Origin of the sequence: Pseudomonas rustica, from assembly GCF_049959085.1 — a bacterium.
GTDB classification, from domain to species: Bacteria; Pseudomonadota; Gammaproteobacteria; order Pseudomonadales; family Pseudomonadaceae; genus Aquipseudomonas; species Aquipseudomonas rustica.
In genome coordinates, this window is record NZ_CP188200.1 from 1,454,336 (window position 1) to 1,480,995 (window position 26,660).

Annotated in this window: 20 protein-coding genes; 10 read left to right on the top strand and 10 right to left on the bottom strand. The window is 59.3% G+C overall.

All coding sequences use genetic code 11. The features are described from left to right. Positions 1–8 precede the first annotated feature (8 nt). Positions 9–3,302, top strand: coding sequence for an SNF2-related protein (locus tag ACP3TY_RS06855; RefSeq protein WP_426619557.1), 3,294 nt, complete (start codon positions 9–11; stop codon positions 3,300–3,302). 127 nt (positions 3,303–3,429) lie between these two features. Here the strand turns inward: ACP3TY_RS06855 and ACP3TY_RS06860 are convergent, their stop codons facing one another. From ACP3TY_RS06860 to mfd, 3 genes are read right to left on the bottom strand one after another with little or no spacing between them, the layout of a single operon-like run. After that, complete coding sequence (locus tag ACP3TY_RS06860) at positions 3,430–6,120, bottom strand: DEAD/DEAH box helicase (protein WP_400651708.1); 2,691 nt, start codon at positions 6,118–6,120, stop codon at positions 3,430–3,432. An 11-nt stretch (positions 6,121–6,131) separates the two neighbouring features. Next, on the bottom strand, positions 6,132–6,698 hold the full coding sequence (locus ACP3TY_RS06865) for a CsiV family protein (RefSeq protein ID WP_053122077.1): 567 nt from the start codon (positions 6,696–6,698) through the stop codon (positions 6,132–6,134). Positions 6,699–6,708: 10 nt separating this feature from the next. After that, positions 6,709–10,158: a transcription-repair coupling factor gene (gene mfd / locus ACP3TY_RS06870; protein WP_159814281.1), complete on the bottom strand. Its 3,450-nt coding sequence runs from the start codon at positions 10,156–10,158 to the stop codon at positions 6,709–6,711. Between the two features lie 354 nt (positions 10,159–10,512). Between mfd and ACP3TY_RS06875 the strand changes: the two genes are divergently transcribed. After that, on the top strand, positions 10,513–11,976 hold the full coding sequence (locus ACP3TY_RS06875; protein ID WP_008082184.1) for a glyceraldehyde-3-phosphate dehydrogenase: 1,464 nt from the start codon (positions 10,513–10,515) through the stop codon (positions 11,974–11,976). 171 nt (positions 11,977–12,147) lie between these two features. Here the strand turns inward: ACP3TY_RS06875 and ACP3TY_RS06880 are convergent, their stop codons facing one another. Next, on the bottom strand, positions 12,148–13,449 hold the full coding sequence (locus ACP3TY_RS06880; protein WP_282356715.1) for an MFS transporter: 1,302 nt from the start codon (positions 13,447–13,449) through the stop codon (positions 12,148–12,150). 73 nt (positions 13,450–13,522) lie between these two features. On the opposite strand from ACP3TY_RS06880, the gene ACP3TY_RS06885 reads away from it, so the two are divergent. Next, a complete protein-coding gene (locus ACP3TY_RS06885) occupies positions 13,523–14,569 on the top strand; it encodes an FAD:protein FMN transferase (protein WP_426619558.1) in 1,047 nt (348 codons plus the stop codon). Between the two features lie 201 nt (positions 14,570–14,770). Further along, the gene (gene sthA / locus ACP3TY_RS06890; RefSeq protein WP_038362239.1) at positions 14,771–16,165 is read left to right on the top strand and encodes a Si-specific NAD(P)(+) transhydrogenase; all 1,395 of its coding nucleotides are present in this window, start codon (positions 14,771–14,773) and stop codon (positions 16,163–16,165) included. 42 nt (positions 16,166–16,207) lie between these two features. Here the strand turns inward: sthA and ACP3TY_RS06895 are convergent, their stop codons facing one another. Further along, positions 16,208–16,930: a glycerophosphodiester phosphodiesterase gene (locus ACP3TY_RS06895; RefSeq protein WP_008087738.1), complete on the bottom strand. Its 723-nt coding sequence runs from the start codon at positions 16,928–16,930 to the stop codon at positions 16,208–16,210. 14 nt (positions 16,931–16,944) lie between these two features. Then, positions 16,945–17,526 (bottom strand): PilZ domain-containing protein, encoded by a 582-nt coding sequence (locus ACP3TY_RS06900; protein WP_053122069.1) that lies wholly within the window; start codon positions 17,524–17,526, stop codon positions 16,945–16,947. A gap of 94 nt (positions 17,527–17,620) precedes the next feature. On the opposite strand from ACP3TY_RS06900, the gene ACP3TY_RS06905 reads away from it, so the two are divergent. The 3 genes from ACP3TY_RS06905 to ACP3TY_RS06915 all read left to right on the top strand — a co-directional run bounded on the left by ACP3TY_RS06905 (position 17,621) and on the right by ACP3TY_RS06915 (position 20,870). After that, complete coding sequence (locus ACP3TY_RS06905; protein ID WP_053122066.1) at positions 17,621–18,871, top strand: lipoprotein-releasing ABC transporter permease subunit; 1,251 nt, start codon at positions 17,621–17,623, stop codon at positions 18,869–18,871. After that, positions 18,864–19,562, top strand: a complete 699-nt coding sequence (gene lolD / locus ACP3TY_RS06910; RefSeq protein WP_008087731.1) for a lipoprotein-releasing ABC transporter ATP-binding protein LolD — start codon at positions 18,864–18,866, stop codon at positions 19,560–19,562. Before ACP3TY_RS06905 ends, lolD begins: the two co-directional genes overlap by 8 nt. Before the next feature lie 63 nt (positions 19,563–19,625). Further along, positions 19,626–20,870, top strand: a complete 1,245-nt coding sequence (locus ACP3TY_RS06915) for a lipoprotein-releasing ABC transporter permease subunit (RefSeq protein ID WP_053122062.1) — start codon at positions 19,626–19,628, stop codon at positions 20,868–20,870. Between the two features lie 119 nt (positions 20,871–20,989). Here ACP3TY_RS06915 and ACP3TY_RS06920 read toward each other — a convergent pair whose 3' ends face one another. Together ACP3TY_RS06920 and ACP3TY_RS06925 are read right to left on the bottom strand one after the other, a co-directional pair. Further along, positions 20,990–22,336: a heavy metal sensor histidine kinase gene (locus ACP3TY_RS06920; protein WP_426619559.1), complete on the bottom strand. Its 1,347-nt coding sequence runs from the start codon at positions 22,334–22,336 to the stop codon at positions 20,990–20,992. Beyond that, positions 22,336–23,016 (bottom strand): heavy metal response regulator transcription factor, encoded by a 681-nt coding sequence (locus ACP3TY_RS06925; protein ID WP_159814271.1) that lies wholly within the window; start codon positions 23,014–23,016, stop codon positions 22,336–22,338. Before ACP3TY_RS06925 ends, ACP3TY_RS06920 begins: the two co-directional genes overlap by 1 nt. A 164-nt stretch (positions 23,017–23,180) precedes the next feature. On the opposite strand from ACP3TY_RS06925, the gene ACP3TY_RS06930 reads away from it, so the two are divergent. Beyond that, positions 23,181–23,708, top strand: a complete 528-nt coding sequence (locus tag ACP3TY_RS06930; protein WP_426619560.1) for a cupredoxin domain-containing protein — start codon at positions 23,181–23,183, stop codon at positions 23,706–23,708. A gap of 61 nt (positions 23,709–23,769) precedes the next feature. Next, entirely contained in the window at positions 23,770–24,600 is an 831-nt protein-coding gene (gene queF, locus ACP3TY_RS06935; protein ID WP_053122055.1) for an NADPH-dependent 7-cyano-7-deazaguanine reductase QueF, read from the top strand. Positions 24,601–24,745: 145 nt separating this feature from the next. Here the strand turns inward: queF and ACP3TY_RS06940 are convergent, their stop codons facing one another. Then, complete coding sequence (locus ACP3TY_RS06940; RefSeq protein ID WP_053122053.1) at positions 24,746–25,009, bottom strand: DUF4404 family protein; 264 nt, start codon at positions 25,007–25,009, stop codon at positions 24,746–24,748. Positions 25,010–25,118: 109 nt separating this feature from the next. Beyond that, positions 25,119–25,739: an HAD family phosphatase gene (locus ACP3TY_RS06945; protein WP_426619561.1), complete on the bottom strand. Its 621-nt coding sequence runs from the start codon at positions 25,737–25,739 to the stop codon at positions 25,119–25,121. A gap of 196 nt (positions 25,740–25,935) precedes the next feature. Here ACP3TY_RS06945 and ACP3TY_RS06950 point away from each other — a divergent pair, with 196 nt between their 5' ends. Continuing rightward, entirely contained in the window at positions 25,936–26,625 is a 690-nt protein-coding gene (locus tag ACP3TY_RS06950; RefSeq protein WP_053122049.1) for an MlaA family lipoprotein, read from the top strand. Positions 26,626–26,660 lie beyond the last annotated feature (35 nt).

Here is a 26,660-nt window from a genome sequence, read left to right on the forward strand (position 1 = left end):
GGCTGCCCATGAGCATTTTCATCGAGCGGCTCAAGTCGTCGGCCTGGACTCAGGCATTCACTAGCAGCGCGCTGGCCAAGGCTCGCGCTTATGCCGCCGAGAACCGGGTAGAGATCATCGAGATCAATGACCGAAAGATCGAGGCGTTCTGCGTCGGTTCGCAAGATCAGGCGTATCAACAAACCCTATACCTGTCCGAAGATCGGCTAGGTTCCGTCAACCTGCGTTGCCTGTGCACCTGTCCTGTCGCTATCGATTGCAAGCATTGCGCTGCGGTGCTTTATCACCTGCAGGGCAGTGATCATAGTGCGTCTGAAAGTGACGCACAGATCCCGCTGGGTCGGGCGCTGGAACATTGGCTTTCGACAATTCCGGTGCCGGCCAAGCCCGCCGTAGAAGGCGCGCAAACCGCAGGCACGCGCCTGTTTTACAAGCTCAAGCCTACGTCAGTCAGCGGCAAGTGGCTGCTCGATATTTTCAAGGTGTCCCAGCTCAAGAGCGGCGAGTTACGCGAAGTCAAACCGATGTATTCGCTGGCGGAAATGCTCATGCGTCAGCCCGGCTACCTGTCCGAACTGGATCTGCGCGTCGCCAGGCTGCTGGTTGCCATGCACTCCCACCACGCCTATTACAGCGGCTATCCGCTGGAAGGCAGCAGCGGCGCCGAGCTGCTGGAAATGCTCCTGCGCACCTCGCGGCTGTTCCTCGATTTCGAGGATCTGCGACCGTTGGCGCCGGGCGCGAAGCGCATCGGTCAGTTCGCCTGGGCCGAGCAGGCCGACGGCGGTTTCCGCGCGCAGTGGAGCAGTGCCGAGACTGCGCAGGAAACTGTGCTGGCGCTGGAGCCGCTTTATTACCTCGATCGTGAACAGCGGCAGATTGGCCCTTTGTTCAATGAACTGGAAGAAAAACTGGCCAGTCATTTGACACTGGCGCCGGACGTTCCGGCGCGTCAGGCCATGCAGTTCAGCCATCGCATGAGCGCGTCAACGAGAATCCCGCCGCCACACCAACTGACCGAACGAGTCATCGACGACGTATTGCCGCAGCCACAACTGACCCTCGTCAGCGGTCGGGAGCGCTCGCGCTGGGAATACGTTCTGGAGCACCGCGCCGCCCTGGTATTTACCTACAACGGCCAGCCGACGGTGGATCGCAATCCGGAAGTGATGATCCTCAACGGCACCGAAACCCAGCGCATTCAACGCCAGCCTGCGGTGGAAAAGCAACTGCGCCAGATCCTGCAAAAGCACGGCTTCAAGAAGGCCACGCGCAAGAGTTCGCTGGATCGTCGCGGCGAGATGTTCACCTTGCCGGATGATTCCGCCTGGCTCGGGTTTATGCACGAAGGCCTTGCCACGCTGCGCGCCTTGAACTGGCAAGTCGAGATCAGTGACGGCTTTCATTTCAATGTGCAGCCAGTCGAGCATTGGTACGCCGAGGTCGAAGAAGAGGCTGGGCATCAGTGGTTTGATTTGCAGTTGGGTATCGTCGTCAATGGCCAGCGCTACAGTTTGCTACCGATCCTTCTGCACTTGTTGCGCACCCAGCCGCGCTTGCTCGACCCGGTCAATCTGGCACAACGCAGCGATGACGAAAAACTCCTGATCGAACTGAAGCCCAGCGGTTTTGGTGACTCTTCGGGCGCCAAGGTCGCGCTGCCGCTGAGTCGGGTCAAACCACTGATGGCCACGCTGGGCGAGTTGTACCTGGGCGGTCATCAGGGCGATGCACTGCGCTTGAGTGTCCCGGATGCCGCGCGCTTGAGTATGCTCGATGGTGTGCCGCTGGATTGGCAGGGTGGCGAGCGGCTGCGCACCTTCGCCAAGCGTTTGCAGAATTCCAGTCACACCCACGTCGCTGCGCCGGCCGGTCTTAACGCGCAACTGCGCCCGTATCAGCTCGAAGGCCTGAACTGGATGCAGACCCTGCGTGAGCTTGAGGTCGGCGGCATTCTCGGCGATGACATGGGGCTGGGTAAAACCCTGCAAACCCTGGCGCATCTGCTCACGGAAAAACACGCCGGTCGCCTCGATTGCCCGGCTCTGGCGGTGATGCCGACCAGCCTGATTCCCAACTGGCTCGACGAGGCCGAGCGATTCACCCCGCAGTTGAAAGTATTGGCGCTGCACGGCACGGGACGGCAGAAAGATTTCGCCAATCTGGCCGAGTACGATCTGGTGCTGACCACTTACGCGTTGCTGCCGAGGGATCTCGAGGTTCTACAGTCGCAGCTGTGGAGCGTGCTGATTCTCGACGAAGCGCAGAACATCAAAAACCCGATCAGCAAAGCGGCGCAAGCCGCGCGTGATCTGCAGGCCCGTCAGCGCTTGTGCCTGAGCGGCACGCCATTGGAAAACCACTTGGGCGAGCTGTGGTCGCAGTTTCATTTCCTCATGCCCGGCTGGCTTGGCGACAGCAAATCCTTCAATCGCGATTACCGCACGCCAATTGAAAAGCACGGCAATGTTCAGCGCATGCAGCACCTGACGGCACGGATCAAGCCGTTTTTGTTGCGTCGCAAAAAGGATCAGGTCGCCACCGAGTTGCCCCCGAAAACCGAAATCGTCCATTGGGTCGATCTCAGCGACGGCCAGCGCGATGTCTATGAAACGGTTCGCGTCGCAATGGACAAAAAAGTCCGCGACGAGATTGCCCGCAGTGGCGTGGCGCGCAGTCAGATCATCATTCTCGATGCCTTGCTCAAGCTGCGGCAGGTTTGTTGCGACTTGCGCCTGATCAAGATGCCAATGACAGCCAAGGCACTGCGTTCCGGCAGTGGCAAGCTGGTCAGCCTGATGGAAATGCTTGAAGAGTTGCTCGGCGAAGGTCGCAGAATCCTGCTGTTCTCCCAGTTCACCTCGATGCTCGCTTTGATCGAGGAAGAATTGCAGCAACGGGACATTGCCTACTCGCTGCTGACCGGTGACACCACGGATCGGCGTACGCCAGTGAAGGATTTTCAGGGCGGCAAGGTGCCGCTGTTTCTGATCAGTCTGAAGGCGGGCGGTACCGGTTTGAACCTGACCGCTGCGGACACGGTGATCCACTTCGACCCGTGGTGGAATCCGGCGGTGGAGAATCAGGCCACCGATCGCGCGTATCGCATCGGGCAGAACAACCCGGTGTTTGTTTACAAGCTGATTGCCCGTGGCACCGTGGAGGAGAAGATACAGGCGTTGCAGCAGGAGAAGGCTGCACTGGCCGGGGCGGTACTGGAGGGCGGGACGACGGGTGGCTGGAAGCTTGAGCAGAGTGACATCGAGGCGTTGTTTGCGCCGTTGCCTGTTTCCAAGGGCTGAGCCTGGGTTTTAACTGTTAGACCGAGGTGAGTCATTCGCGAGCAAGCTTTGCTCCTACAGGGATCTGCGGCGTCCACCCGTAGGAGCAAAGCTTGCTCGCGATAGCTATCTAACAGAAAAAAAGATTTCAACGCTTATCGAGCTTATCCGGCAACGGCGCAAACAACGCTTCAATATCATCACTCTGCAACTTCCAGTCCCCAGCCTTGCGCCCATCCAGCACGCCTGCCGCCAAGTCGGATTTTTCCTTTTGCAGGTGCTGAATCTTCTCTTCCACCGTGCCCCGGGCAATCATCTTGTAAACGAATACCGGTTTCTCCTGACCAATCCGGTACGCCCGATCCGTCGCCTGATTTTCGGTCGCCGGGTTCCACCACGGGTCGTAGTGAATCACCGTGTCCGCTTCCGTCAGGTTCAGACCAACACCACCGGCCTTCAGACTGATCAGAAAAATCTGACGCTTGCCGCTCTGGAATTCCTTCACCGGTGTACGCCGATCGCGGGTCTGGCCGGTCAAGAGCGCGTAGGAAACATTACGCTTTTTCAGCTCTTGCTCGATCAAGGCCAGCATTGAGGTGAACTGCGAAAACAGCAAAATCCGCCGTCCTTCCTCAAACAACTCCTCAAGCATCTCCATCAAGCTGTCGAGCTTGCCTGAGGTGCTGCCGCGAGCGGGCAGGGTGGCATCGTTGACCAAGCGCAAATCACAGCAAACCTGACGCAGCTTCAACAGCGCCTCAAGAATAATGATCTGACTGCGCGCCACGCCTTTGCGGGTGATCTCGTCGCGGACTTTCTTGTCCATCGCCAAACGCATGGTTTCGTACACATCGCGCTGCGCTTCGTTGAGATCGACCCAATGGATGATCTCGGTTTTCGGCGGCAGCTCGGTGGCGACCTGCTCTTTGGTGCGGCGCAGCAGGAACGGTTTTATCCGACCGTTGAGGTGCTGAAGTCTGACTTCACTGCCGCGCTTTTCAATCGGCACACGGTAATCGGCGTTGAAGCTTTTGACGTCGCCGAGCCAGCCCGGCAGCAGGAAGTGAAACAGCGACCACAGCTCGCCCAAGTGGTTTTCCAGCGGCGTACCGCTCAGGCACAGACGCTGGCGTGCATTAAGCTCACGCGCCGCTTGCGCAGCTTTGCTGTTGGGATTCTTGATGTACTGCGCCTCATCCAGCACCAATACATGCAGCGGCTGCTTGGCAAGACGTTCGACGTCTTTGGGCAGCAGCGCGTAGGTGGTGAGGATCAGGTCGAAATCGGCCAGATTATCGAAATGTTTTTTGCGCGTGGCGCCGTACAGCGCGACCACTTTCAGCTGCGGGGTGAAGTGTGCCGCCTCATCCAGCCAGTTCGGAATCAGACTGGTCGGCATCACCACCATGCACGGGCGATCCAAACGTCCGGCGATTTTCTCGCTGAGAATATGCGCCAGGGTCTGTAGGGTTTTACCCAAACCCATGTCATCAGCAAGAATCCCGCCGACTTCCAGTTGCCGCAGCGATTGCATCCAGCTCAGGCCTTCGAGCTGATACGGACGCAGCGTCGCGTTCAGTCCTTCCGGTGCTTCAGCGCTGAAATCACGGATGTCGCGCAAGCGTTGGGCGAACGTGCGGATCTGCTCACCACCCTCCCACAGCAGCGGCAAGCCTTCCAAAGAATTGAGTCGCGTCGCGTCGGCCTTGCTCAGGCGCAGGGTGGTTTCGCCCGGCTCCTGCAAATAGAACTCGCCGAGCGTCATCAGCACAGGTTTCAACCGGCCCAGCGGCAACGCCACCTGCAGCGGCCCGTGCTCGATATTACGTTGCGGCACGTTGACCAGAATCAGCTCGTCATCACGGCGCCGCGCAAGGCGTTCCGGATTGAGAATTTCCGCGTGCGAGCGCATCAGGTTAAGCAGGATCGGCAGCAGACTCAGGCGTTCGCCGTTGACGATGATCCCCAATTCCAGATCAAACCAGTCGCGCTCCGGCGCCTGCTCGACCGTGGCGTACCAGTCATCCACGGCAGTCAGGTCAAAGCCAAACTCCTCGTCGATCTGCAATTCCCAGCCTTGGGTGCGCAGCTTCGGCAAATCGTTGAGGGTAAACGTTAGCCAGGCGCTGTCGTTGACCATCTCATACAGTTCGCCCGCGCTTTCCGGCAGCGCTTTGCTCTGGCGGGTAGCAATACGAAAACCGAGGATTCTTAACTGTTCACGGTAGGACTGTTCGACTTCCGGATGGCGTTTTATCCGCAGGGTCTGGGTTTCCTGACGGATCAGGATGTCGCTGTTTTTCTGCCCGCTGACGTACTCATCCAGATAGCTGAACGACAGCGCCGCTCGGTGCTGAATGTAGCGCTGCATCTTGCCGTTGCGCGGTTCGAAAGCGCTGAACTCGACACTGGCCAGCCACAGGCGCGGCATCGGCTGCACATTGTCGACCAGCACTTGCGGCGGCGCTTTCGGGCCACGGTTTTCCAGCACGGCTTGAAGTTTCTCCAACAGCTCGGCGTCTTTGGCGGCGGCGGGGTAATCGAGGGTTTCCTGCACTTTCAGCAACACTGCCGCGCAATGTTTGCAGTTGCTGCGAACCGGGCAGGTACAGCCGGCATCGACCAGCAGCAAAGTACCTTTGGCTGACTCGCGAAGATGAATCGTCTGACGGTAAACGTTGCCGCCAGAGCCTTCGCAACTGGCGGTGATCGTTGCATCGCCGACCTGGGCGATGCGTACCCGGTTTTCCAGGGCGTAGCGGCGGCCACGCTCCAGGCTCTGTTCCTTGAATCGGCTGACCCAGGAGGGCGCCAACGGTTTACTCAGCGGCGGGTTCATAAGGACTTCGATCAGTCCGGAATCGCTTCAGGCGCTTCCCGTGGCGCAGGTGCGGTCAGGGAAGTGATCTTGATCAGCAGGGCCAGATGGCCGTTATCGAGATAGTTGAGTTGGCCGTTCTTGGTGTGGCTGTCCTGTTTCAGGCGTTCACTGGCGGTGACCAGGCCATTGGTGTCGATCTGATTGACCCAGAAATCGGCAGCGACGTCGGTGAAGCGCCCGAGCTTCATCTCCAGCGTGCCCTCGATCGGGAACTGGCCGTATTGCTCCTGACCGTCGCTGACCGCGACTTTCGCCGGTGCTTCGCCGAGGGTCTGCTGCCAGGCCTTGTGCATCAGGACTGTGTAGTCGCCACTGGCGGTGAGTTTAGTTACCACGTCATTCAGTGCCGGGGTGCGCTTGCTGTCATCGCCCAAACGCTGGGCGCCGGCGGCCCAGTCTTCCGGCGCGGCACGGCTGACGATGGCCGGCACGGCGTTCTGGCGCACCAGAATCATTTCGACCTGATACAGGTCATCGGCAAAAACCGAAGGTGCTACCAGGGTGAGTAGCAAAGTCAGCGAGCGAAACAGGCGCATGCGGCGTCCTTTAAACAGATTTCGGGAGGAGGCGCTCAAACAGCGCCTCTACAGTATTAAAGCGCTCTTCCGGGCGTTCCATCGGCACCTGGAACTTGAACATCGTGGCGCCTTCGAATTTGTAGCGTTTCGGCTGGCTCTGGATCAGCTTGATCAGCGTCATCGGATCGACCGGCGTCTGCGCTTCGAACTCGATGCGCCCACCTTGCGGCCCGCCATCGACTTTCTTGATGCCCAACTGCTCGGCCTGCAACTTCAACGCCGTGATGCGCACCAGATTTTTCGTCGGTTCCGGCAACAAGCCGAAACGGTCGATCATCTCGACTTGCAGATCCTTCAAACCTTCCTCGTCGGTCGCCGAAGCAATGCGCTTGTACAGAATCAGACGGGCGTGAACGTCCGGCAGATAATCTTCCGGAATCAGCGCCGGTACCCGCAAGTTGACTTCCGGGCCACCGCCGAGCGGTTGATCGAGGTTCGGTTGCTCGCCCTTGCGGATCGATTTCACCGCGCGTTCGAGCATTTCCATGTACAGCGTAAAACCGACGGCTTGAATCTGCCCGCTCTGGCCATCGCCAAGCAGTTCGCCGGCACCACGGATTTCCAGGTCGTTGGTCGCCAGCACGAAACCGGCACCGAGATCCTGAGTATTGGCGATCGCTTCCAGACGCTTTTCCGCGTCCGAAGTGATTTGCTGGCGCGGCGGCGTCAGCAAATACGCGTAAGCCTGGTGGTGACTGCGGCCGACACGGCCACGCAACTGGTGCAGTTGCGCCAGGCCGAATTTGTCAGCGCGCTCAATGATGATGGTGTTGGCGCTCGGCACGTCGATGCCGGTCTCGATGATGGTCGAGGCGATCAGCACGTTGAAGCGCTTGTGATAGAAGTCGCTCATCACTTGTTCGAGTTCGCGCTCGCGCATCTGCCCGTGGCCGATGCCGATACGCGCTTCCGGTACCAGTTCGGCGAGGTCGGCTGCGCATTTCTCGATGGTTTTCACATCGTTGTGCAAGTAGTAAACCTGGCCGCCGCGCAGCAGTTCGCGGAGCAGGGCCTCTTTCACCGTGCTCTTGTTCTGCTCCATGACGAAGGTGCGCACCGACAGGCGTCGCGCCGGCGGTGTGGCGATGATCGACAGATCGCGCATGCCCGACACCGCCATGTTCAGCGTGCGCGGAATCGGCGTGGCGGTCAGCGTGAGGATGTCGACTTCGCTGCGCAGGGCCTTGAGCTGTTCTTTCTGACGGACACCGAAGCGGTGTTCTTCGTCGATGATTACGAGCCCGAGGTTTTTGATTTTCACGTCGTCGGACAGCAACTTGTGCGTGCCGATGACGATGTCGATCTTGCCTTCGGCCAGATCGGCGATCGCCGCGTTCACTTCCTTGGCCGATTTGAAGCGGCTCATCACTTCCACGCTCACCGGCCAGTCGGCGAAGCGGTCGCGGAAGCTGTTGTAGTGCTGCTGGGCGAGCAGGGTGGTCGGCACCAGAATCGCCACCTGGCGGCCACCGTGTACGGCGATGAACGCCGCGCGCATGGCCACTTCGGTCTTGCCGAAGCCGACGTCGCCGCAGACCAGGCGATCCATCGGTTTCGGCGCGAGCATGTCGGCGCGCACGGCTTCGATGGTGGTTTGCTGGTCGGGCGTTTCCTCGAACGGGAAACCGGCGCTGAACGTCGCGTAATCGGCTTTCGGGTCGGCGAACGCATAACCTTCGCGAGCGGCTCGGCGTGCGTAGATGTCGAGCAGTTCGGCAGCAACATCGCGTACCTGTTCGGCAGCTTTGCGTTTGGCTTTCTGCCAGGTTTCCGAGCCGAGACGGTGCAGCGGCGCTAGCGCATCATCGCTGCCGGTGTAGCGCGCGATCAGATGCAGGTTGGCCACCGGCACGTAGAGCTTGGCGTTTTCGGCGTATTCGAGGGTGAGGAATTCGGCGGCTTGATCGTCGATTTCCAGAATCGTCAGGCCTAGGTAGCGACCGACACCGTGATCGATGTGCACCACCGGCGCACCTTCGCGCAGTTCGGTGAGGTTTTTGATCACTGCGTCGTTGTTGCCGTCGGCACGCTTCTCGCGACGGCGACGCTGCATCACGCGTTGACCGAACAGCGGACTTTCGGCGACCAGCGCCAGCGCCGGATCGTCGAGCATCAGGCCTTCGTCGAGCGGGGCAATGGTGATCGCCAGGCGATCCTTGCTCGCAACAAAGTCCGGCCAGCTATCGACAGTTTTCGGCCGCAGCTTCAGACGTTCGAGCAACTCCAGCAGCACTTCGCGACGGCCCGCGGATTCAGCAGTGAACAGCACGCGCCCGGGGAATTCATCGAGGAAGCCAGCCAACGCGGCCAGCGGTTGCGTGGCTTTGGCTTCGATCGCCAGATTCGGCAGGGCTTGCGCGGGGAAGCGCTCGCGACCGGCGCCGCTTTCGACGTCTTGCTGACTGGCAACCACTCGCGGCCAGCTCTTCAGCCGGGCGAAGCAGTCTTCCACCGGCAGGAACAATTCGGCGGGCGGCAATAAAGGACGCGATGGATCGACGCGGCGCTCTTCATAACGATTGCGCACGTCGTTCCAGAAATTCTCTGCCGCTTGCTCGATGCCCGGCAGCGAGAACACTTGCGTGTCTTGCGGCAGGTAATCGAATAGCGTCGAGGTTTCGTCGAAGAACAGCGGCAGGTAGTACTCGATACCGGCCGGAGTGATGCCGCTGCTCAGATCTTGGAAGATCGGGCAGCGCCGGAAGTCGACGTCGAAACGCTCGCGAAAGCGCGCCTTGAAACGGGTGACGGCGTCTTTCTGCAGCGGAAATTCGCGGGCCGGCAGCAGCTTGACCGAGTCGACCTTGTCGATGGAGCGCTGGTTTTCCGGATCAAACGTGCGCAGGGTTTCGATTTCGTCATCGAACAGATCGATGCGATACGGCAACTTGCTGCCCATCGGAAACAGGTCGATCAGCGCGCCGCGCACGGTGAATTCGCCGTGCTCATACACCGTGTCGACGTAGCGATAGCCGCTGGCTTCGAGCCGCGAGCGCATCTGTTCGACGTCGAGTTTCTGCCCGACGTCTAGCACCAGACTGCTGCCGAGCAGAAATTTGGTCGGCGCCAGGCGGTGCAACGCTGTGGTGATCGGCACCACCAGCACACCGTGTTCCAGTTCCGGCAGCCTATATAAGCTGGCGATGCGCTGGGAAATGATGTCCTGATGCGGCGAGAACAGGTCGTAGGGCAGGGTTTCCCAGTCGGGGAAATGCAGAACGGGCAAATCCGGGGCGAAGAAACTCAGCTCCTGTTCCAGTCGTTCAGCACTCTGGCTGTCGGCGGTCAGTAGCAGGGTGAAGCGCTTGGCAGCGCTGGCAGCCTCGGCAATCGCCAGACTGAGGGCAGCGCCGGGCAAATTGCCCCAATGCTGTTTACCTGCCTCGGCAGGGAGTTGCGGTAGACGCAGAACGGGCACGGAAGGTTGAGCTCCAGGCTTTGCGACAAAGTCGGTAATTGTAGCGGCGTCGGGTGTCGCCTGTCAGTTGCAGACTACGTCTATCTTCACTGTTTTGGCGAAATGTAGTGGTAACCATAAAAACGAGCACTTTTTTAGTGGTTATGTAGTGCCGAAATTGGCTCGTGTTACGGAGGGTTACAGACATCGTCTAACAGTCGACGAAAAATTGACTGCGCTGGAAGCCGCGTATTTACTGGGCTGGCGCGGGGCGTGATTTTTTTGAAAGGAATTTTGTTACCGATTTCGCGACAAGCGCGCATTGCTGAATAAGGTTGTGGGCGGCATAATGTAGCCCCTTTTTTCTGCCCCTACATGTGGAAGGTTACCGTGACTCAGAAGCCCGACCAGTGTCTTGGTGAATGGATCGACCGTGAAGCACTCGCAGAAGCGATGATCCCGCTTATCGGTCAGCTCTACCGCAATAACAACGTGGTGAGCTCGATCTATGGCCGCAGCCTGATCAACCAGTCTGTCATCGCGATTCTCAAAGCTCACCGCTTTGCGCGCCACCGTTCTTCCGACGACAGCGAACTCTCCGTCCACGAAACATTCCCACTGCTTAAAGCCATGAGCGAGCTCAAGCTCGGCGCGGCTTCGGTAGATCTGGGCAAGTTGGCGTTCAAATTCCGCAACGAAGGCAACGGCCGCAGCGCTGAGCAATTCGTTCGTGAAGAAATGGCTGATGTGGTTGGCCAGCAAAACGCTTCCGCGCGTAAAGGCACCGACGTTGTGCTGTACGGCTTCGGTCGTATCGGCCGTCTGCTGGCGCGCATCCTGATCGAGAAAACCGGTGGTGGCGACGGTCTGCGTCTGCGTGCCATCGTCGTGCGTAAAGGCGCCGACAACGACCTGACCAAGCGTGCCAGCCTGCTGCGTCGCGATTCGGTACATGGTTCGTTCAACGGCACCATTACCATCGACGAAGAAAACAACACCATCACCGCCAACGGTAACCTGATCCAGGTGATCTACGCGAAGAACCCGACTGAAGTGGATTACACCCAGTACGGCATCAAAGACGCGCTGCTGGTGGACAACACCGGTGTATGGCGTGACGCTGATGGCCTGGGCCAGCACTTGCAGTGCCCGGGTATCGACCGCGTTGTTCTGACTGCACCTGGTAAAGGCAAGCTGAAGAACATCGTTCACGGCATCAACCACGGTGAAATCACCGCTGATGACAAGATCGTCTCCGCTGCTTCCTGCACCACCAACGCCATCGTGCCGGTGCTGAAAGCTGTGAATGACAAGTTCGGCATCATCAACGGTCACGTCGAAACCGTTCACTCGTACACCAACGACCAGAACCTGATCGACAACTTCCACAAAGGCGATCGCCGTGGTCGTAGCGCCGCGCTGAACATGGTGATCACCGAGACCGGTGCTGCCACCGCTGCTGCCAAGGCCCTGCCTGAGCTGGCCGGCAAGCTGACCGGTAACGCGATCCGCGTTCCAACGCCGAACGTGTCGATGGCCATTCTCAACCTCAACCTTGAGAAAGCCGCCACCCGTGAAGAGATGAACGAGTACCTGCGCTACATGGCGCTGCACTCCGATCTGCACAAGCAAATCGACTTCGTTAACTCGCAGGAAGTGGTTTCGACTGACTTCGTGGGTTCGCGTCACGCCGGTGTGGTCGACGCTGAAGCGACCATCGTTCAGGACAACCGCGTTGTTCTGTACGTCTGGTACGACAACGAGTTCGGTTACAGCTGCCAGGTTATCCGCGTGATGGAAGACATGGCTGATGTGAATCCGCCAGCGTTCCCGCGCTAAGCGATAGCTGCACATGAAAACGCCCCGACTTTGGTCGGGGCGTTTTTGTTTGTGTGCCTTTTAGAGCTGTGTTGTCAGTACCGGCCCCTTCGCGAGCAAGCTCGGCTCCTACAAGGGATTTGTGAGCGCCACATCTCCAATGTAGGAGCAAAGCTTGCTCGCGATGGCGTTCTATCGGGCGCCGCCAGGGATAGCCGCTTGCGCCGTTCGCAGTTCATGCTTATTGCCCCGGAACAACACCAGCGTCGCCAGCAACCCCAACACCGCCGCGCCACTCAGCCAGATCCCCGGCGCAGCCTTGTTATCCAGCACATGAATCAGGTACGTGCACGCCGCCGGGGTAAACCCGCCAAACGTCGCCGTCGCCAGGCTATAGGCCAGCGAGAACCCGGTCGTACGCACTTCCACCGGCATGATCTCGGTCAGCGCCACCACCATCGCGCCGTTGTACGAGCCGTACAGGAACGACAACCACAACTCGACGATCAGCAAATGGCTGAAGCTCGGATTCGCCACCAACCACGACAGCGCTGGATACGCGGTCAGAATCGCCAGAATAGTCGCCGCCAGCAGTAGGGGTTTACGTCCAATCTTGTCGGACACCGCGCCCATCACCGGCAGCCAGAAGAAATTCGACAAACCAATACACACCGTCACCAGTAACGCATCGAAGTCCGACAAGTGCAGCTCAGCCTTGCCGAAGGTCGGGGTGTACGCAGTGATCAGATAGAAAGACACCGTGGTCATCACCACCAGTGCCATGCCGGCGATAACGATGCCAAAGTTCTGACCGATCGAGCGGACAATTTCCCGCAGGGTAGGGCGATGTTTCCGCGCCTGGAATTCCGGGGTTTCTTCCAGCGAGCGACGAATGACGAAGATCACCGGCACAATCATGCAGCCGATAAGGAACGGCACGCGCCAGCCCCAGTCACCCATCTGTTCCGGACTCAGCCAATGGTTGAGGCCGACGCCGAGCAAACCGGCGAACACCACCGCCGCTTGTTGGCTGGCGGACTGCCAACTGACGAAAAAGCCCTTGCGGCCCGGTGTGGCGATTTCTGCCAGATACACCGAGACGCCGCCCAGCTCCACGCCCGCCGAAAAACCTTGCAGCAAGCGGCCAAACAGCACGAGCAAAGGAGCGGCAACGCCGAGGGTGGCGTATCCCGGAACACAGGCAATCAGCACCGTACCGGCGGCCATCAATGCCAGCGTGATGATCAAACCCTGGCGACGGCCATGACGGTCAATGTAGGCGCCGAGGAAGATCGCCCCCAGCGGTCGCATCAGGAAACCGGCACCAAAAGTCGCCAACGACAGCATCAGCGAAGCGAAGGCACTGTCAGTCGGGAAGAAGGTTTTGGCGATGGCCGTGGCGTAGAAGCCATAGACCATGAAGTCGAACATTTCGAGGAAGTTGCCGCTGACAACGCGAAAGATCGCTTTGCCTTTGCCCGTAGAAGTGGACATTTTTAGATACTCTTTATTGGATTTTTAGAAGCGCGTTCCATCCGTTGGGAGCGAGCGGGCCCTTTGATTCATAATGGCCGGCGCTGTTTTGCGGGGAGATGAAGAATTGTTCACTGGACGGTGGGTAGGGTTCGTGGTTTTGGCGGCTTTTTTGGCGGCCTGCGGCGAGGGTGAGTCGATGGAAAGCTTTGGCGGGCTAACCATGGGCAGCACGTATTCGATCAAGTACGTGCGTCATGCGGGTGATGCCGATTCCGCGCAAGTTCGCAGTGAAGTAGAAGGGATCCTCGCCGAAGTCGATCAGCAGCTGTCCACTTACCGCAACGATTCCGACATCGAACGTTTCAACGCTTTGCCCGCCAATAGCTGTCAGACAATGCCCGCGTCGATACTCGAATTGATCCGCGTCGGCGAACAACTGTCAGCGCAAAGCGAAGGTTCCTACGACCTCACCGTAGAACCGCTGATGAATCTCTGGGGCTTCGGCCCGCAAGGTCGCGAAGAGAAAGTCCCCGATGCCGCTGCACTGGTCGAGGTGATGCAGCGGGTCGGCCGCCAGCATCTGCACATCAATGGCGATCAGTTGTGCAAGGACGCGGCAGTCGAGGTCGACTTCAATAGTATCGCCGCTGGTTACGCCGTCGACACCATTGCGGCCCGGCTCGACGCCATGGGCATCCACGATTACCTCGCCGAAGCCACCGGAGAACTCAAGGCAAAAGGCAAAAAGCTCGACGGCTCCTCGTGGCACATTGCTCTGGAAGAACCCCGCGACGATCAACAGATCGCCGAGCGCATCATTGATGTCGACGGCTACGGCGTTTCGACCTCCGGCGACTACCGCAACTATTTCCTGCAGGACGGTCGGCGTTATTCCCACACCTTCGATGCGCGCACCGGTGCACCCGTCCTACACGACCTAGCGTCAGTCACGGTAATTCATCCTTCAGCGTTGATGGCCGATGGACTATCGACGCTGTTGCTTATTCTCGGCCCCGAAAGGGCTATGGACTATGCCGAAAAACATGACATCGGTGCATTCTTGGTGATTCGTGCCGATACAGGTTTCGTCATCCGTACCAGTCCGGCGTTCGAACGCCTCTGTGGCAAAAAAAACTGACTGAGAACAATACGAAAGCTGGCGTTGTAGTGCAGGCAAAAGTAGCCTACGACGCGACCAAGGGTTAATGTGCGCGGCGTTGACGCTTCTATAGACTGTGTCCGGGTTCTTGATTGACCCCCAATTGTTCCTTCGCGCCGCCGTTCGGCGTGATTTAGCCGTAGGTGCTGCTGGCACCGCGGCCTGTTCTGAGGAGTACGCATGGCTGTCTACAACTACGACGTGGTGGTACTGGGTTCCGGCCCGGCGGGAGAAGGCGCGGCAATGAACGCCGCCAAAGCAGGGCGCAAGGTCGCGATGGTCGACAGCCGTCGTCAGGTCGGCGGCAACTGCACCCACCTCGGCACCATCCCGTCCAAGGCACTGCGTCACTCGGTGCGGCAGATCATGCAGTTCAACACTAATCCTATGTTCCGGGCGATCGGCGAGCCACGCTGGTTCTCCTTCCCGGACGTGTTGAAAAGCGCCGAGAAAGTCATTTCCAAACAAGTCGCCTCGCGCACCGGCTATTACGCCCGTAACCGCGTCGACGTGTTCTTCGGCACCGGCAGCTTCGCCGACGAGCAAACCATCGAAGTGGTCTGCGCCAACGGCGTGGTCGAGAAACTGGTGGCCAAGCACATCATCATCGCCACCGGTTCGCGTCCTTATCGCCCGGCGGACATCGATTTCCACCACCCGCGTATCTACGATAGCGACACCATCCTCAGCCTCAACCACACCCCGCGCAAACTGATCGTTTACGGCGCTGGCGTGATCGGTTGCGAATACGCGTCGATCTTCAGCGGTCTGGGCGTACTGGTTGAACTGGTCGATAACCGCGGTCAGTTGCTGAGCTTCCTCGACTCGGAAATTTCCCAGGCGTTGAGCTACCACTTCAGCAACAACAACATCACCGTGCGCCACAACGAAGATTACGATCGCGTTGAAGGCGTCGACAACGGCGTGATCCTGCACCTGAAGTCCGGCAAGAAGATCAAGGCCGATGCCTTGCTCTGGTGCAACGGCCGTACCGGCAACACCGATACGCTGGGTCTGGAAAACATCGGCGTCAAGGTCAACAGCCGTGGCCAGATCGAAGTCGACGAGGCTTACCGCACCTGCGTACCGAACATCTACGGTGCCGGTGACGTGATCGGCTGGCCGAGCCTGGCCAGTGCCGCTCACGACCAGGGCCGTTCGGCCGCTGGCAGCATCGTTGATAACGGTAGCTGGCGCTTCGTGAATGACGTGCCGACCGGCATCTATACCATTCCGGAGATCAGCTCGATCGGCAAGAACGAGCAGGAGCTGACCCAGGCCAAAGTGCCGTACGAAGTCGGCAAGGCGTTCTTCAAGAGCATGGCGCGTGCGCAGATCGCCGGCGAGCCGCAAGGCATGCTGAAGATCCTGTTCCACCGTGAAACCCTGGAAGTGTTGGGCGTGCACTGCTTCGGTTATCAGGCGTCGGAGATCGTCCACATCGGTCAGGCGATCATGAGTCAGCCGGGCGAACTGAACACTCTGAAGTATTTCGTCAACACCACGTTCAACTACCCGACCATGGCTGAAGCCTATCGGGTAGCGGCGTACGACGGCCTCAACCGGCTTTTTTGACGGGCTCCGGCCGGTGGCCTGAGCCGGCCGGGGAGACCGATTTCAGCAATTCTCGAGCGTGGCAGTGGCCAAACCGGGAAAGTCTGTAATCAGGCTGTCAACGCCGAAGTCGGCGAGTCTGCGCATCAGCGCAGGCTCGTTGACGGTCCACACCGACACATGCAGCCCCTGACGCTGCGCCTTCTGCAGGCGTTCCGGCGTACACAGCGTCCAGTTCAGCGCAAGAATCTCGCAGCCGTAACTAGCCGCGACCTTCAACGGGTCGAGCCAGGCGTATTCGGCGACCAGTCCGCGCGACACGTCCGGCACCAGATCCAGCGCCGCTTTCAGCACTTCCCGCGAACTCGAGGTGATCGTCACCTTATCGAGCAGGCCGTGGCGCTGGGCCATTTCACGAATCGCCAGCACGGTGGTTGCCGCGCGAGTGCGTGAAGCGCTTTTCACCTCGAGCTGCCAGTGCTCGAAATCGCATTGCTCGAACAACTCTTCCAGCGTCGGAATCGGGCATGGCTTGATCCAGCCCGGGCCACCCTTACGCGCGTCGTAAGTCACCAGCTCGGCGGCGGTGTGCTCGACGACTTTGCCGCGCCGATCCGTGGTGCGCTTGAGCGTCGGGTCGTGGATGACCATCAACTCGCCGTCCTTGGACAGGTGCAGATCGAGTTCGCAACGGCGCACGCCGTGCTTGAGACATTCCTGAAAGCTGCTCAGGGTGTTTTCCGGTGCTTCGCCCTTGGCGCCGCGGTGGCCGTAGATGAGGGTCACGGTTCTTCCTTAAATTAAATGCCTGATTCGTTCTGTTCGCGGGCCAGACGTCGTTCCTGGGCCTGCTTCTGCAAGATATAGCGGGCGAGCAATTGGCGCTGGGCGTCGGTCAAGTGTTCGAACTCGGTGCCGACGTCGAATCCGTTGCCCTTGGGGTCGCAATGGGTGACGCGGGCGCGCAGCAACAGGCCCAGCGCTTGCGGCATCAGCACCAGTTTCACCGACAGGTGCGCGCCGGCGGCGATCGGCGTCGGGTACTGAAAGTCGATCCCGCCTTCGGAAATGATCACCGGTTGCGGCTCGCCGATCTGCCCGAGCACGGTCAGGGCGACCACTTGGCTGAGCAGGTCGATGCGTTTGTTCTGGGATTTCAGGAACGCGGCGATGGCGCGGTCGCGCTCGCTGATCTGGCGCAACAAGTGCTGCGACTCGAATTCGCTCAGGTGCAGTTCGCTGAGCAGGTTGAACAGCGGGGAAGCATCCTGCAACACTTCCTGGCCTGCGGCTTCGGGAGCGGACAGGGGCCGAATTTCCAGTGCGATCGTGTCCTCGATACGGTAGTATTCGCGGCGATCTTCTTCATCTAATGTCGACATGGCGAACCCATGGTAGCGGCGGTGGTCTGAGTGTAAAGCTGGTTATCGACCCCCGCCACAAGGACGTTCCTTTTCCCTCCGAACAAGCCCCGACATGTTCAGACCTCTCTTCGTATTTATCGGCACGCGTTATACCCGTGCAAAGCGTCGCAATCATTTTGTGTCATTCATTTCCCTGACTTCGATGATCGGGCTCGCCCTTGGCGTGGTCGTGATGATCGTCGTGCTGTCGGTGATGAATGGCTTCGATCATGAGATGCGCACCCGCGTGCTGGGCATGGTGCCCCACGCGACCATTGAATCCACTGAGCCGATCAACGACTGGCAAAGCCTGGCCACCAAGGTCAAGCAGAACCCGCAGGTGACGGCGGTTGCGCCGTTCACCCAGATGCAGGGCCTGCTGACCAATAACGGCCAGGTCTCCAAGGTGTTGCTCAATGCCATTGACCCTGCGCTCGAGCGCAAAGTGTCGATCATCGACAACTTCATGAAGCAGGGCAAACTCGACGATTTGACGCCGGGCAGCTTCGGCATCGTCATCGGCGACAAGGCCGCGACCAAGCTGGGCGTCGGCATCGGTGACAAGGTCACCTTCGTCGCGCCAGAGGTCAGCGTGACCCCGGCCGGGATGTTCCCGCGCATGAAGCGCTTCACCGTGGTCGGCATTTTCCATGTCGGCGCCGGCGAGCTCGACGGCTATCTGGGCGTTACCAACCTGCAGGATCTGGCGAAGATGCACCGCTGGAAGCCTGATCAGGTGCAGGGCATCCGCCTGAAGTTCGACGACTTGTTCCAGGCACCGCGTGTGGCATGGAACATCGCCCAGCAACTTGGCGAAGACCATTACTACGCTCGCGACTGGACGCGCACCCACGGCAATCTGTATCAGGCGATCCGTATGGAAAAAGCCATGATTGGCCTGCTGTTGCTGCTGATCGTCGCCGTAGCCGCGTTCAACATCATTTCCACATTGGTGATGGTGGTGAATGACAAGAAGGGCGACATCGCCATTCTGCGCACCTTGGGCGCGACGCCGGGCACGATCATGCGCACGTTCATGGTGCAAGGCACGGTGATCGGTGTAGTCGGCACGGCGATTGGCGCGGTGGTCGGGATTTTCGCGGCGCTCAATGTCAGCGCGGCGATCTCGGCACTGGAAGGGCTGATCGGCCACAAATTCCTTAATGCTGACGTGTATTTCATTGATTATCTTCCGTCGCAGGTGCAGAGCCAGGACGTAGTCATGGTCTGCGCGGCGGCGTTGGTTCTGAGTTTCCTCGCCACCCTGTATCCCGCCTGGCGTGCCGCGCGCACCCAGCCGGCGGAGGCGCTACGTTATGAGTGAGTCGGGCATGAGTGAACAAGCAATCTTGAGCTGCCGCAACCTGGGCAAATCCTACGAGGAAGGCCCGGAGTCGGTAGAAGTGCTGGCCGGTCTGCAACTGGAGTTGCACCCGGGCGAGCGTGTGGCGATTGTCGGCACCTCGGGTTCGGGCAAAAGTACTTTGCTCAACCTGCTCGGTGGACTGGATACGCCGACCAAGGGCAGCGTCTGGCTCGACGGTGAAGAATTGTCGGCACTGAGCGAGAAGAAGCGTGGCCTGCTGCGTAACCGCGCGCTCGGTTTCGTTTACCAGTTCCACCATTTGCTGCCGGAATTCACCGCGCTGGAAAACGTGTGCATGCCGCTGCTGATCGGCAAGACGCCGATCCCGGAAGCGCGTCAGCGTGCGACCGCTTTGCTCGAGCGCGTCGGCCTCGGCCATCGCCTTGAGCACAAACCCTCGGAACTGTCCGGTGGTGAGCGTCAGCGTGTCGCCATCGCTCGCGCTCTGGTGAACAAGCCAGGCCTGGTGATGCTCGACGAGCCGACCGGCAACCTCGACTCCCACACCGCGCAGGGCATCCAGGATTTGATGCTGGAACTCAGCACCTCGATGCGCACCGCGTTTTTGGTGGTGACTCACGACATGAACCTGGCCCGTCAGATGGATCGCGTACTGCACCTGCAAGAAGGTCGCCTCACGCCTATCTGATTGGCTGAAACCCGACACCTGCAAAGGCGTCGGGTCTTTTATTTTTATACGGTGCCCCAGCGAATGTTCAGACCGTTATCGATCTTTATCGGCACGCGCTATACCCGCGCCAAGCGCCGCAATCGCTTTGTTTCGTTCATTTCGATGACCTCGATGATCGGCCTCGCCCTCGGCGTGCTCGCAATGATCGTGGTGTTGTCGGTGATGAACGGCTTCCAGCGCGAAATGAGCTCGCGCATCCTCGGCATGGTGCCGCACGCGACCATCGTTGGCGTCAAGCCGATTGATGACTGGCAGCCAGTGGCCGCCGCCGCGATGAAAAATCCCGAAGTGACTGCCGCTGTGCCGTTCACCGAAATGGAAGGCATGCTCTCCTATAAAGGCATGATGCAGCCGATTCAGATCAGCGGCGTCGATCCTGCGCAGGAAGGCAAGGTCTCGATCGTTGCCCAGCACATCGTGCAGGGCCGTCTCGATGCGTTGAAACCGGGCGAGTTCGGTGTGGTGATCGGTGAGATCACTGCGCGACGTTTTCGTCTCAACGTCGGCGACAAAATTACCCTGATCGTCCCGGAAGTCAGCACCGCGCCGGGTGGCATCACCCCGCGCATGCAACGGCTGAACGTGGTGGGCGTGTTCAAGGTTGGCGCTGAACTGGACGGCTCGATGGGCCTGATCCATGTCGCCGATGCCGCGACCATGCAGCACTGGGAACCGAATCAGGTACAGAGCGTGCGTCTGGCAGTCAAAGACCTGTACGCGGCGCCGAAAGTCTCCGCAGACATCGCCGCCAGTCTGGGCGCCGAGTTCAAGGCTGACGACTGGACGCACACTCAGGGCAGCCTGTTCAGTGCGATGAAGATGGAAAAAACCATGATTGGCCTGCTGTTGCTGATGATCGTCGCGGTGGCCGCGTTTAACATCATCGCGACGCTGATCATGGTGGTGAACGACAAGGGCGCGGACATCGCGATCCTGCGTACCATCGGCGCGACGCCCCGGCAGATCATGGCGATTTTCATGGTGCAGGGCACGGTGATCGGGATTGTCGGTACGATCATTGGCGGCGTGTTGGGCGTGATTGCGGCGTTGAATGTCAGTCAGATCGTCGGCTGGATCGAGCGAGTCAGTGGGCAGCATATCTTTAGCTCTGACGTGTACTTCGTCAGCAATCTGCCGTCGGAATTGCAGGGCGGGGACGTGCTGTTGATCTGCTCGGCGGGGTTCATCTTGAGCTTCCTGGCGACGGTGTACCCGGCGTGGCGAGCGGCGAAGATCGAGCCGGCTCATGCCCTGAGATATTCGTAAGCGATCCCAAGCTCGTTCCCACGCTCTGCGTGGGAACGCCTCAACGGACGCTCCGCGTTCGGCTCTGGAAGGGACGCGGAGCGTCCCGGGCGGCATTCCCACGCAGAGCGTGGGAACGATCAGCTTCGAGGCAACTCAATCACAAACCGAGTCCATCCCGCCTCTGATTCGCAACGAATCTGCCCCCCATGCGCGCGGACAATCGATTGAGTAATCGCCAACCCCAACCCCGCATGCTCACTGCTGCCTTCCTGTCGTGCCGGATCGGCCCGATAAAATCGGTCAAACAACCGTGGCAACAACTCCGCAGAAATCCCATCCCCAGTGTTTTCAACCGAAACCCGCACAGCACCCGGTAATTCAGCGATCCGCAAACTCACTGAGCCCGCCGCCGGGGTAAACCGCAACGCGTTATCCAGCAAATTCGACAAGGCCCGCCGCAACATATTGCGATCCCCCTCAATCCGCGCATTACCCTCACGGCTCAGCGTGACGCCGGCGTCCTCCGCCAGCGGCGCAAAAAACTCCAGCAACACATCGGTCTCATCCGCCAATTCCAGCGGCTCACGCTTGGGCATCAACAAACCGTGGTCGGCCTTGGCCAGGTACAACATGTCGTTGACCAGTTGCGCCATCCATTGCAGTTCTTCGAGGTTGCTGTGCAGCGCTTCGCGGTAGTCCTCGATCGGCCGGGGGCGGGTGAGGGTGACTTGGGTGTGAGTCAGCAGGTTCGACAGCGGCGTGCGCAGTTCATGGGCAATATCAGCCGAGAACGCCGAGAGCCGCTGAAACGAATCGTCGAGACGGCCGAGCATGGCGTTGAAGCTGTGGGCCATTTCCGCAAGCTCTGGCGGCATTTGCGCTTCCGGCAGTCGGGCATTCAGCGATTGTGCAGAAATCCCACGCGCCACCGCGCTCATGCGCCGCAATGGATGCAATCCGCTACGCGCTGCCCACGCGCCGAGCAACGCTGTGGCCAGTGCCGAGAGGCCGACGGTCAGCCAGATTAAATGCTGCATGCGTTGCAGGAAGTGTTGGTGATGGGTGATGTCGAGCAACAGGCTCAAGTGCGGCGAATCGGACTTGTCCGGGTAGAGCGGGGCGTTGAGCACGCGGTAATCGGTGCCGTCAGTGCTGATCGTCGATAGCCCGTTTTGCGACGGCAAATCCTTGGGGATCTGCGTCGAACTGTCGTACCAGCGCTGGCCGTCAGCACCGGTGATGCGCAGCGACAAATCGGCCTGACGGCTGAGCTCATCCGCCAGTCGCGCTTCCCGCTGAGCCGGCTGAACGTCCTGCAGCGCGCGGCGCAGACCAATCAGTTTGCCATCCAGTTGTTGCTGGTCGAGCTCAATGAAATGCGCCTCGCTGGCGCGGTTGAACAGCACCCCGGCGAACAGTGAAACCACCGCGGTGCAAGCGGCGAATAACAATGCCAGGCGCGAACTCAGGGACAAACGGCGCATCAGACGCTGCGCTCTTCAAGCACGTAACCCATGCCGCGCACGGTGTGGATCAGTTTGTTGGGGAACTCGTCGTCGATTTTCAGACGCAAACGGCGGATCGCCACTTCGATGACATTGGTGTCGCTGTCGAAATTCATGTCCCAGACCTGCGAGGCGATCAGCGATTTCGGCAACACTTCACCTTGGCGACGCAGAAGCATTTCCAGCAGGGCGAACTCTTTGGCGGTCAGATCGATGCGCTGGCCGCTGCGCTCGACGCGGCGGCGGATCAGATCCAGACGCAGATCGGCCAGTTGCAGACTGGTCTCCTGCGGCGTGGCGCTTCCTCGCCGTAACAGACTGCGCACCCGCGCCAGCAACTCGGAGAAGGCGAACGGTTTGACCAGATAATCGTCAGCACCGAGTTCGAGGCCGTGAACCCTGTCCTCCACCGCGTCTTTAGCCGTGAGAAAAAGTACCGGTGTGTCCAGTCCGGCACTGCGCACCGCTTGCAGAATCTGCCAGCCACTGCGACCGGGCAGCATCACGTCGAGGATCAACAGCGCATAATCACCGCTCAATGCCAGTTGCTGACCGCTGTTGCCGTCGGCCACCAGTTCGGTATTAAAACCGGCCTCGGTCAGGCCCTGACGCAGGTATTGGCCGGTTTTCGCTTGGTCTTCGACGATCAACAGTTTCATGGGCGACTCGGGTTATTCGGGGATGATTCAGTGAAGGCTTTATACCGTGAGAGCACGCGTGAGGCGCCAACCTGACAAAGTTGTAATCTGCCTGTCAGGTTGATGCCAGTGCAGGGCGGCTAAAGTTTCCCACAGGCTGAACCTTATCTTGTTGGAGAACGACCATGTTTTTACGCCAATCCCTGGCCTTGTGTTTGTTGGCATTGAGTTCGCCGGTATGGGCGGCTCCCGCGCACACCTACGACTTCGGTCAGCCAGCGCCCGGCGCCAAAGCCACGCGCAGCGTTGAAGTGGTGCTGAACGACATGTCGTTCGACCCCAAGGCGATTCAGGTCAAGGCCGGTGAGACCGTGCGTTTTGTGCTGGTGAATAAAGGCCAGTTGCTGCACGAATTCAACCTCGGTGACGCAGCGATGCATGCCAAACACCAGCAGGAAATGTTGCAGATGCAGCAAAGCGGCATGCTTACGCCTACCGGCATGAAGGAAATGTCCCACGACATGGCGGGCATGGATCACGCCGCGATGGGCCATGGCATGAAGCATGACGACCCAAACAGCGTGCTGGTTGAGCCGGGTAAAACGGCGGAACTGACCTGGACGTTCAGCAAGGCGACGAGCCTGGAATTTGCCTGCAATATTCCGGGGCATTATCAGGCGGGGATGGTGGGTAAGTTGACTGTCAGTCAGTAACCACTCAAAGCCGCGCGCAAAGGCTGGTAGAATCCGCTGATTCTTCAGTCAGGTTTCCGCCATGCATCCCGCAGCCGAACATTCGCCGCTGGGCAAGTCCAGCGAATACATCGCCACTTACACGCCGTCCTTGTTGTTCCCGATTCCGCGCACTGCGAAGTGGGCGGAGCTGGGGCTGACCGCCGAGACCCTGCCTTATAAAGGTGTGGATTTCTGGAACTGCTTTGAGCTGTCGTGGTTGCTGCCGTCGGGCAAACCGGTGGTGGCGATTGCAGAGTTCAGCATTCCGGCGGATTCGCCGAATATCATCGAGTCGAAGTCGTTCAAGTTGTATTTGAACTCGTTGAACCAGTCGCCGTTTGCTGACGTCGCCACGCTGGAAGCGACGCTGGTCAAGGATCTGTCGGCGGCTGCCGGGAAACCGGTGGGCGTGCGGGTGCGCAGTTTGAAAGACGTTGAAGCCGAAGGCGTTGTGGCGTTGCCGGGCGTGTGCATCGATGATCTGGATATCAGTGTCAGCAACTATGAGCATCCGCGCCCGGAGCTGCTGCGTTGCGATGAGTCGCGGATCGTCGAGGAGACTGTTTACAGTCATCTGCTCAAATCCAATTGCCCGGTGACCAGTCAGCCGGACTGGGGCACGGTAGTCGTGGAATATCGCGGCTCGGCGCTGGATCACGCCAGTTTGCTGGAGTACATCGTGAGTTTCCGTCAGCACTCGGACTTTCATGAGCAGTGTGTGGAGCGGATCTTTCTTGATCTGCAGCGACTGTTGAAGCCGGAGAAGCTGACGGTGTTTGCGCGGTATGTGCGTCGCGGTGGTCTGGACATCAACCCGTATCGCAGCACTGAAAGCGTACAACTGCCGAACGACCGGCTCGTGCGACAGTAAGATCAAAAGATCGCAGCCTTCGGCAGCTCCTACATGGGGAGTGCATTCCAAAGGTAGGAGCTGCCGAAGGCTGCGATCTTTTAAATGTCAGAAATGAAAAAGCCCTGCCGGTGATGGCAGGGCTTTTTTTGTGCGGCCGGAAATCCTAGATCCCCATGCTACCCAGCGCATTGACGATATTGCGCAGGGTGCCGGCGATGGCCGGGTGCTCGACTTCGAAGCGCTCGACCGCCAGGTTAACGCCATCGGCGATGCTGGCGTCCTGAGTAGCGTTCTCCAATTGGATTTCAGACTCGATTTGCGCCATCAACACGCGCAGATCTTCACGTTCGGCTTCCGACAGTGGCGGATTCTGCTCCAGTTGCTCGCGCAGGGTTTCGAGCTGTTTTTGCAGTTCTTGGGCCGGCATTGGTGTTTTCCTTTTATCGAGAGGCACTGGCATTGACCGCAGCCGCGCGCCAAAGGTCTGTGGCTGACCTTTAGATTAATCCACTCTCGTTCAAACTGCATGATCCCGATCAGGGCTTTTCGCCTTTGAGGCGGCGCAGGCTGATGTCGGCGAGGCAGGTGTCGAGCTCGCCCAAGTGATCGATCACTGAATGCACGCCAAGCCCGAACAATTGCACCGTTGCCTTGCCCCGCAGTTGTTCGCGTTCTTTTTGCGTCAGCGCTTGCCATTCACTCGGCGCCAGACCGCACAGTGAACCGCAGGAGGCGAGGCCGATCGTCCACAATCCGGCATTCAGCCCGGCTTGCAGCAAACGAGGTTCGCCGCTGACCAGCACGCAGCCATCGAGTCGATCGACGTTGAGTCCCATTAGTGCTTGCCAGCAAGCATTCGGCGCGGGCCATGGATTGTTTGTTGCTGAATGTTGCGAAGGTTTGATCCACTCCGGTAAAGCGGCCGACAGCGGTTTTGCGAGGGCAGGGGGCAGCTCATCGATCCATGCGCAGGGGATTTTTCGGCGTTGCAAGCTGAGCAGGCTATCGAGTGCGCCGGGAGTCGTTATGGCGTGCTCCGGGTCGCTGCCGCCAAGTTGCAGCGCACGTGCGCCGAAATCCACCAGACAGCCACTGAGCCCGAACAGCACGGCGGTCAGGCTGGGTGTGGCGAGCGGTAAGGTTTCGGCCTGTGACATGGAAGCGTCCCTGAAATAGCGTCAAGGCTAGGGCGCGACAATGACAGTTGGATGACAGGGCTTGCGGAAGGGAATGAAGGAAACTTCCTACAGACAGTCTCATGCCAGACTGCCCAAAATGCCGATTGCGCTTATACTAGCGTTCTTACGCGTGGCCTCAGCTGCCCGTGCCAGAATCAAATCCAAGGAGTTTTCTATGCGCTGGAGCAATCCTCTCGCTCAGCTTTGTGTATGCGCCAGTGTCATGCTGGTTCCGTTCGCCGCCAACGCTGCGACGGAAGAAGACCCTTGGGAAAGCGTTAACCGTCCGATCTTCCAGTTCAACGATTTCGTTGATACCTACGCGCTGAAGCCGCTGGCACAGGGTTATCAGTTCGTGACGCCGCAGTTCGTTGAAGACGGCATCCACAACATGTTCCAGAACGTTGGCGACGTCACCAACCTGGCGAACAACATTCTGCAAGCCAAACCGGCTGCCGCTGGCGTTGATACGGCGCGTCTGATCTTCAACACCACTTTCGGTCTGCTCGGTTTCTTCGATGTCGGCACGAAAATGGGCCTGCACCGCAGCGACGAAGATTTCGGCCAGACCCTCGGTTACTGGGGCGTGAGCAGCGGCCCGTACGTGATGCTGCCGTTGATGGGCCCGAGCACCCTGCGTGACGCGCCGTCCAAGTACGTCGACAGCTTCACCGGCATGTATCGCTACATCGACGACGTGCCGGCGCGTAACTCGATCTTCGGTCTGAACATCGTCGACACCCGCGCCAGCCTGCTGTCGAGCGAGAAGCTGATCAGCGGCGACAAGTACACGTTCATCCGCAACGCTTACCTGCAGAACCGCGAGTTCAAAGTTAAAGATGGTCAGGTTGAAGACGATTTTTAATCTCGACCTGTAGAAACAACAAGGCGACCCTCGGG

What these genes read in the sequence shown, in the direction of transcription:
- ACP3TY_RS06855 (WP_426619557.1), top strand. Translation starts at nt 9, where the DNA reads ATGAGCATTTTCATCGAGCGGCTCAAGTCGTCGGCCTGGACTCAGGCA.
- ACP3TY_RS06860 (WP_400651708.1), bottom strand. Translation starts at nt 6,120, where the DNA reads ATGAACCCGCCGCTGAGTAAACCGTTGGCGCCCTCCTGGGTCAGCCGA.
- ACP3TY_RS06865 (WP_053122077.1), bottom strand. Translation starts at nt 6,698, where the DNA reads ATGCGCCTGTTTCGCTCGCTGACTTTGCTACTCACCCTGGTAGCACCT.
- ACP3TY_RS06875 (WP_008082184.1), top strand. Translation starts at nt 10,513, where the DNA reads ATGTGGAAGGTTACCGTGACTCAGAAGCCCGACCAGTGTCTTGGTGAA.
- ACP3TY_RS06880 (WP_282356715.1), bottom strand. Translation starts at nt 13,449, where the DNA reads ATGTCCACTTCTACGGGCAAAGGCAAAGCGATCTTTCGCGTTGTCAGC.
- ACP3TY_RS06885 (WP_426619558.1), top strand. Translation starts at nt 13,523, where the DNA reads ATGGCCGGCGCTGTTTTGCGGGGAGATGAAGAATTGTTCACTGGACGG.
- sthA (WP_038362239.1), top strand. Translation starts at nt 14,771, where the DNA reads ATGGCTGTCTACAACTACGACGTGGTGGTACTGGGTTCCGGCCCGGCG.
- ACP3TY_RS06900 (WP_053122069.1), bottom strand. Translation starts at nt 17,526, where the DNA reads ATGTCGACATTAGATGAAGAAGATCGCCGCGAATACTACCGTATCGAG.
- ACP3TY_RS06905 (WP_053122066.1), top strand. Translation starts at nt 17,621, where the DNA reads ATGTTCAGACCTCTCTTCGTATTTATCGGCACGCGTTATACCCGTGCA.
- lolD (WP_008087731.1), top strand. Translation starts at nt 18,864, where the DNA reads ATGAGTGAGTCGGGCATGAGTGAACAAGCAATCTTGAGCTGCCGCAAC.
- ACP3TY_RS06915 (WP_053122062.1), top strand. Translation starts at nt 19,626, where the DNA reads ATGTTCAGACCGTTATCGATCTTTATCGGCACGCGCTATACCCGCGCC.
- ACP3TY_RS06920 (WP_426619559.1), bottom strand. Translation starts at nt 22,336, where the DNA reads ATGCGCCGTTTGTCCCTGAGTTCGCGCCTGGCATTGTTATTCGCCGCT.
- ACP3TY_RS06925 (WP_159814271.1), bottom strand. Translation starts at nt 23,016, where the DNA reads ATGAAACTGTTGATCGTCGAAGACCAAGCGAAAACCGGCCAATACCTG.
- ACP3TY_RS06930 (WP_426619560.1), top strand. Translation starts at nt 23,181, where the DNA reads ATGTTTTTACGCCAATCCCTGGCCTTGTGTTTGTTGGCATTGAGTTCG.
- queF (WP_053122055.1), top strand. Translation starts at nt 23,770, where the DNA reads ATGCATCCCGCAGCCGAACATTCGCCGCTGGGCAAGTCCAGCGAATAC.
- ACP3TY_RS06940 (WP_053122053.1), bottom strand. Translation starts at nt 25,009, where the DNA reads ATGCCGGCCCAAGAACTGCAAAAACAGCTCGAAACCCTGCGCGAGCAA.
- ACP3TY_RS06945 (WP_426619561.1), bottom strand. Translation starts at nt 25,739, where the DNA reads ATGTCACAGGCCGAAACCTTACCGCTCGCCACACCCAGCCTGACCGCC.
- ACP3TY_RS06950 (WP_053122049.1), top strand. Translation starts at nt 25,936, where the DNA reads ATGCGCTGGAGCAATCCTCTCGCTCAGCTTTGTGTATGCGCCAGTGTC.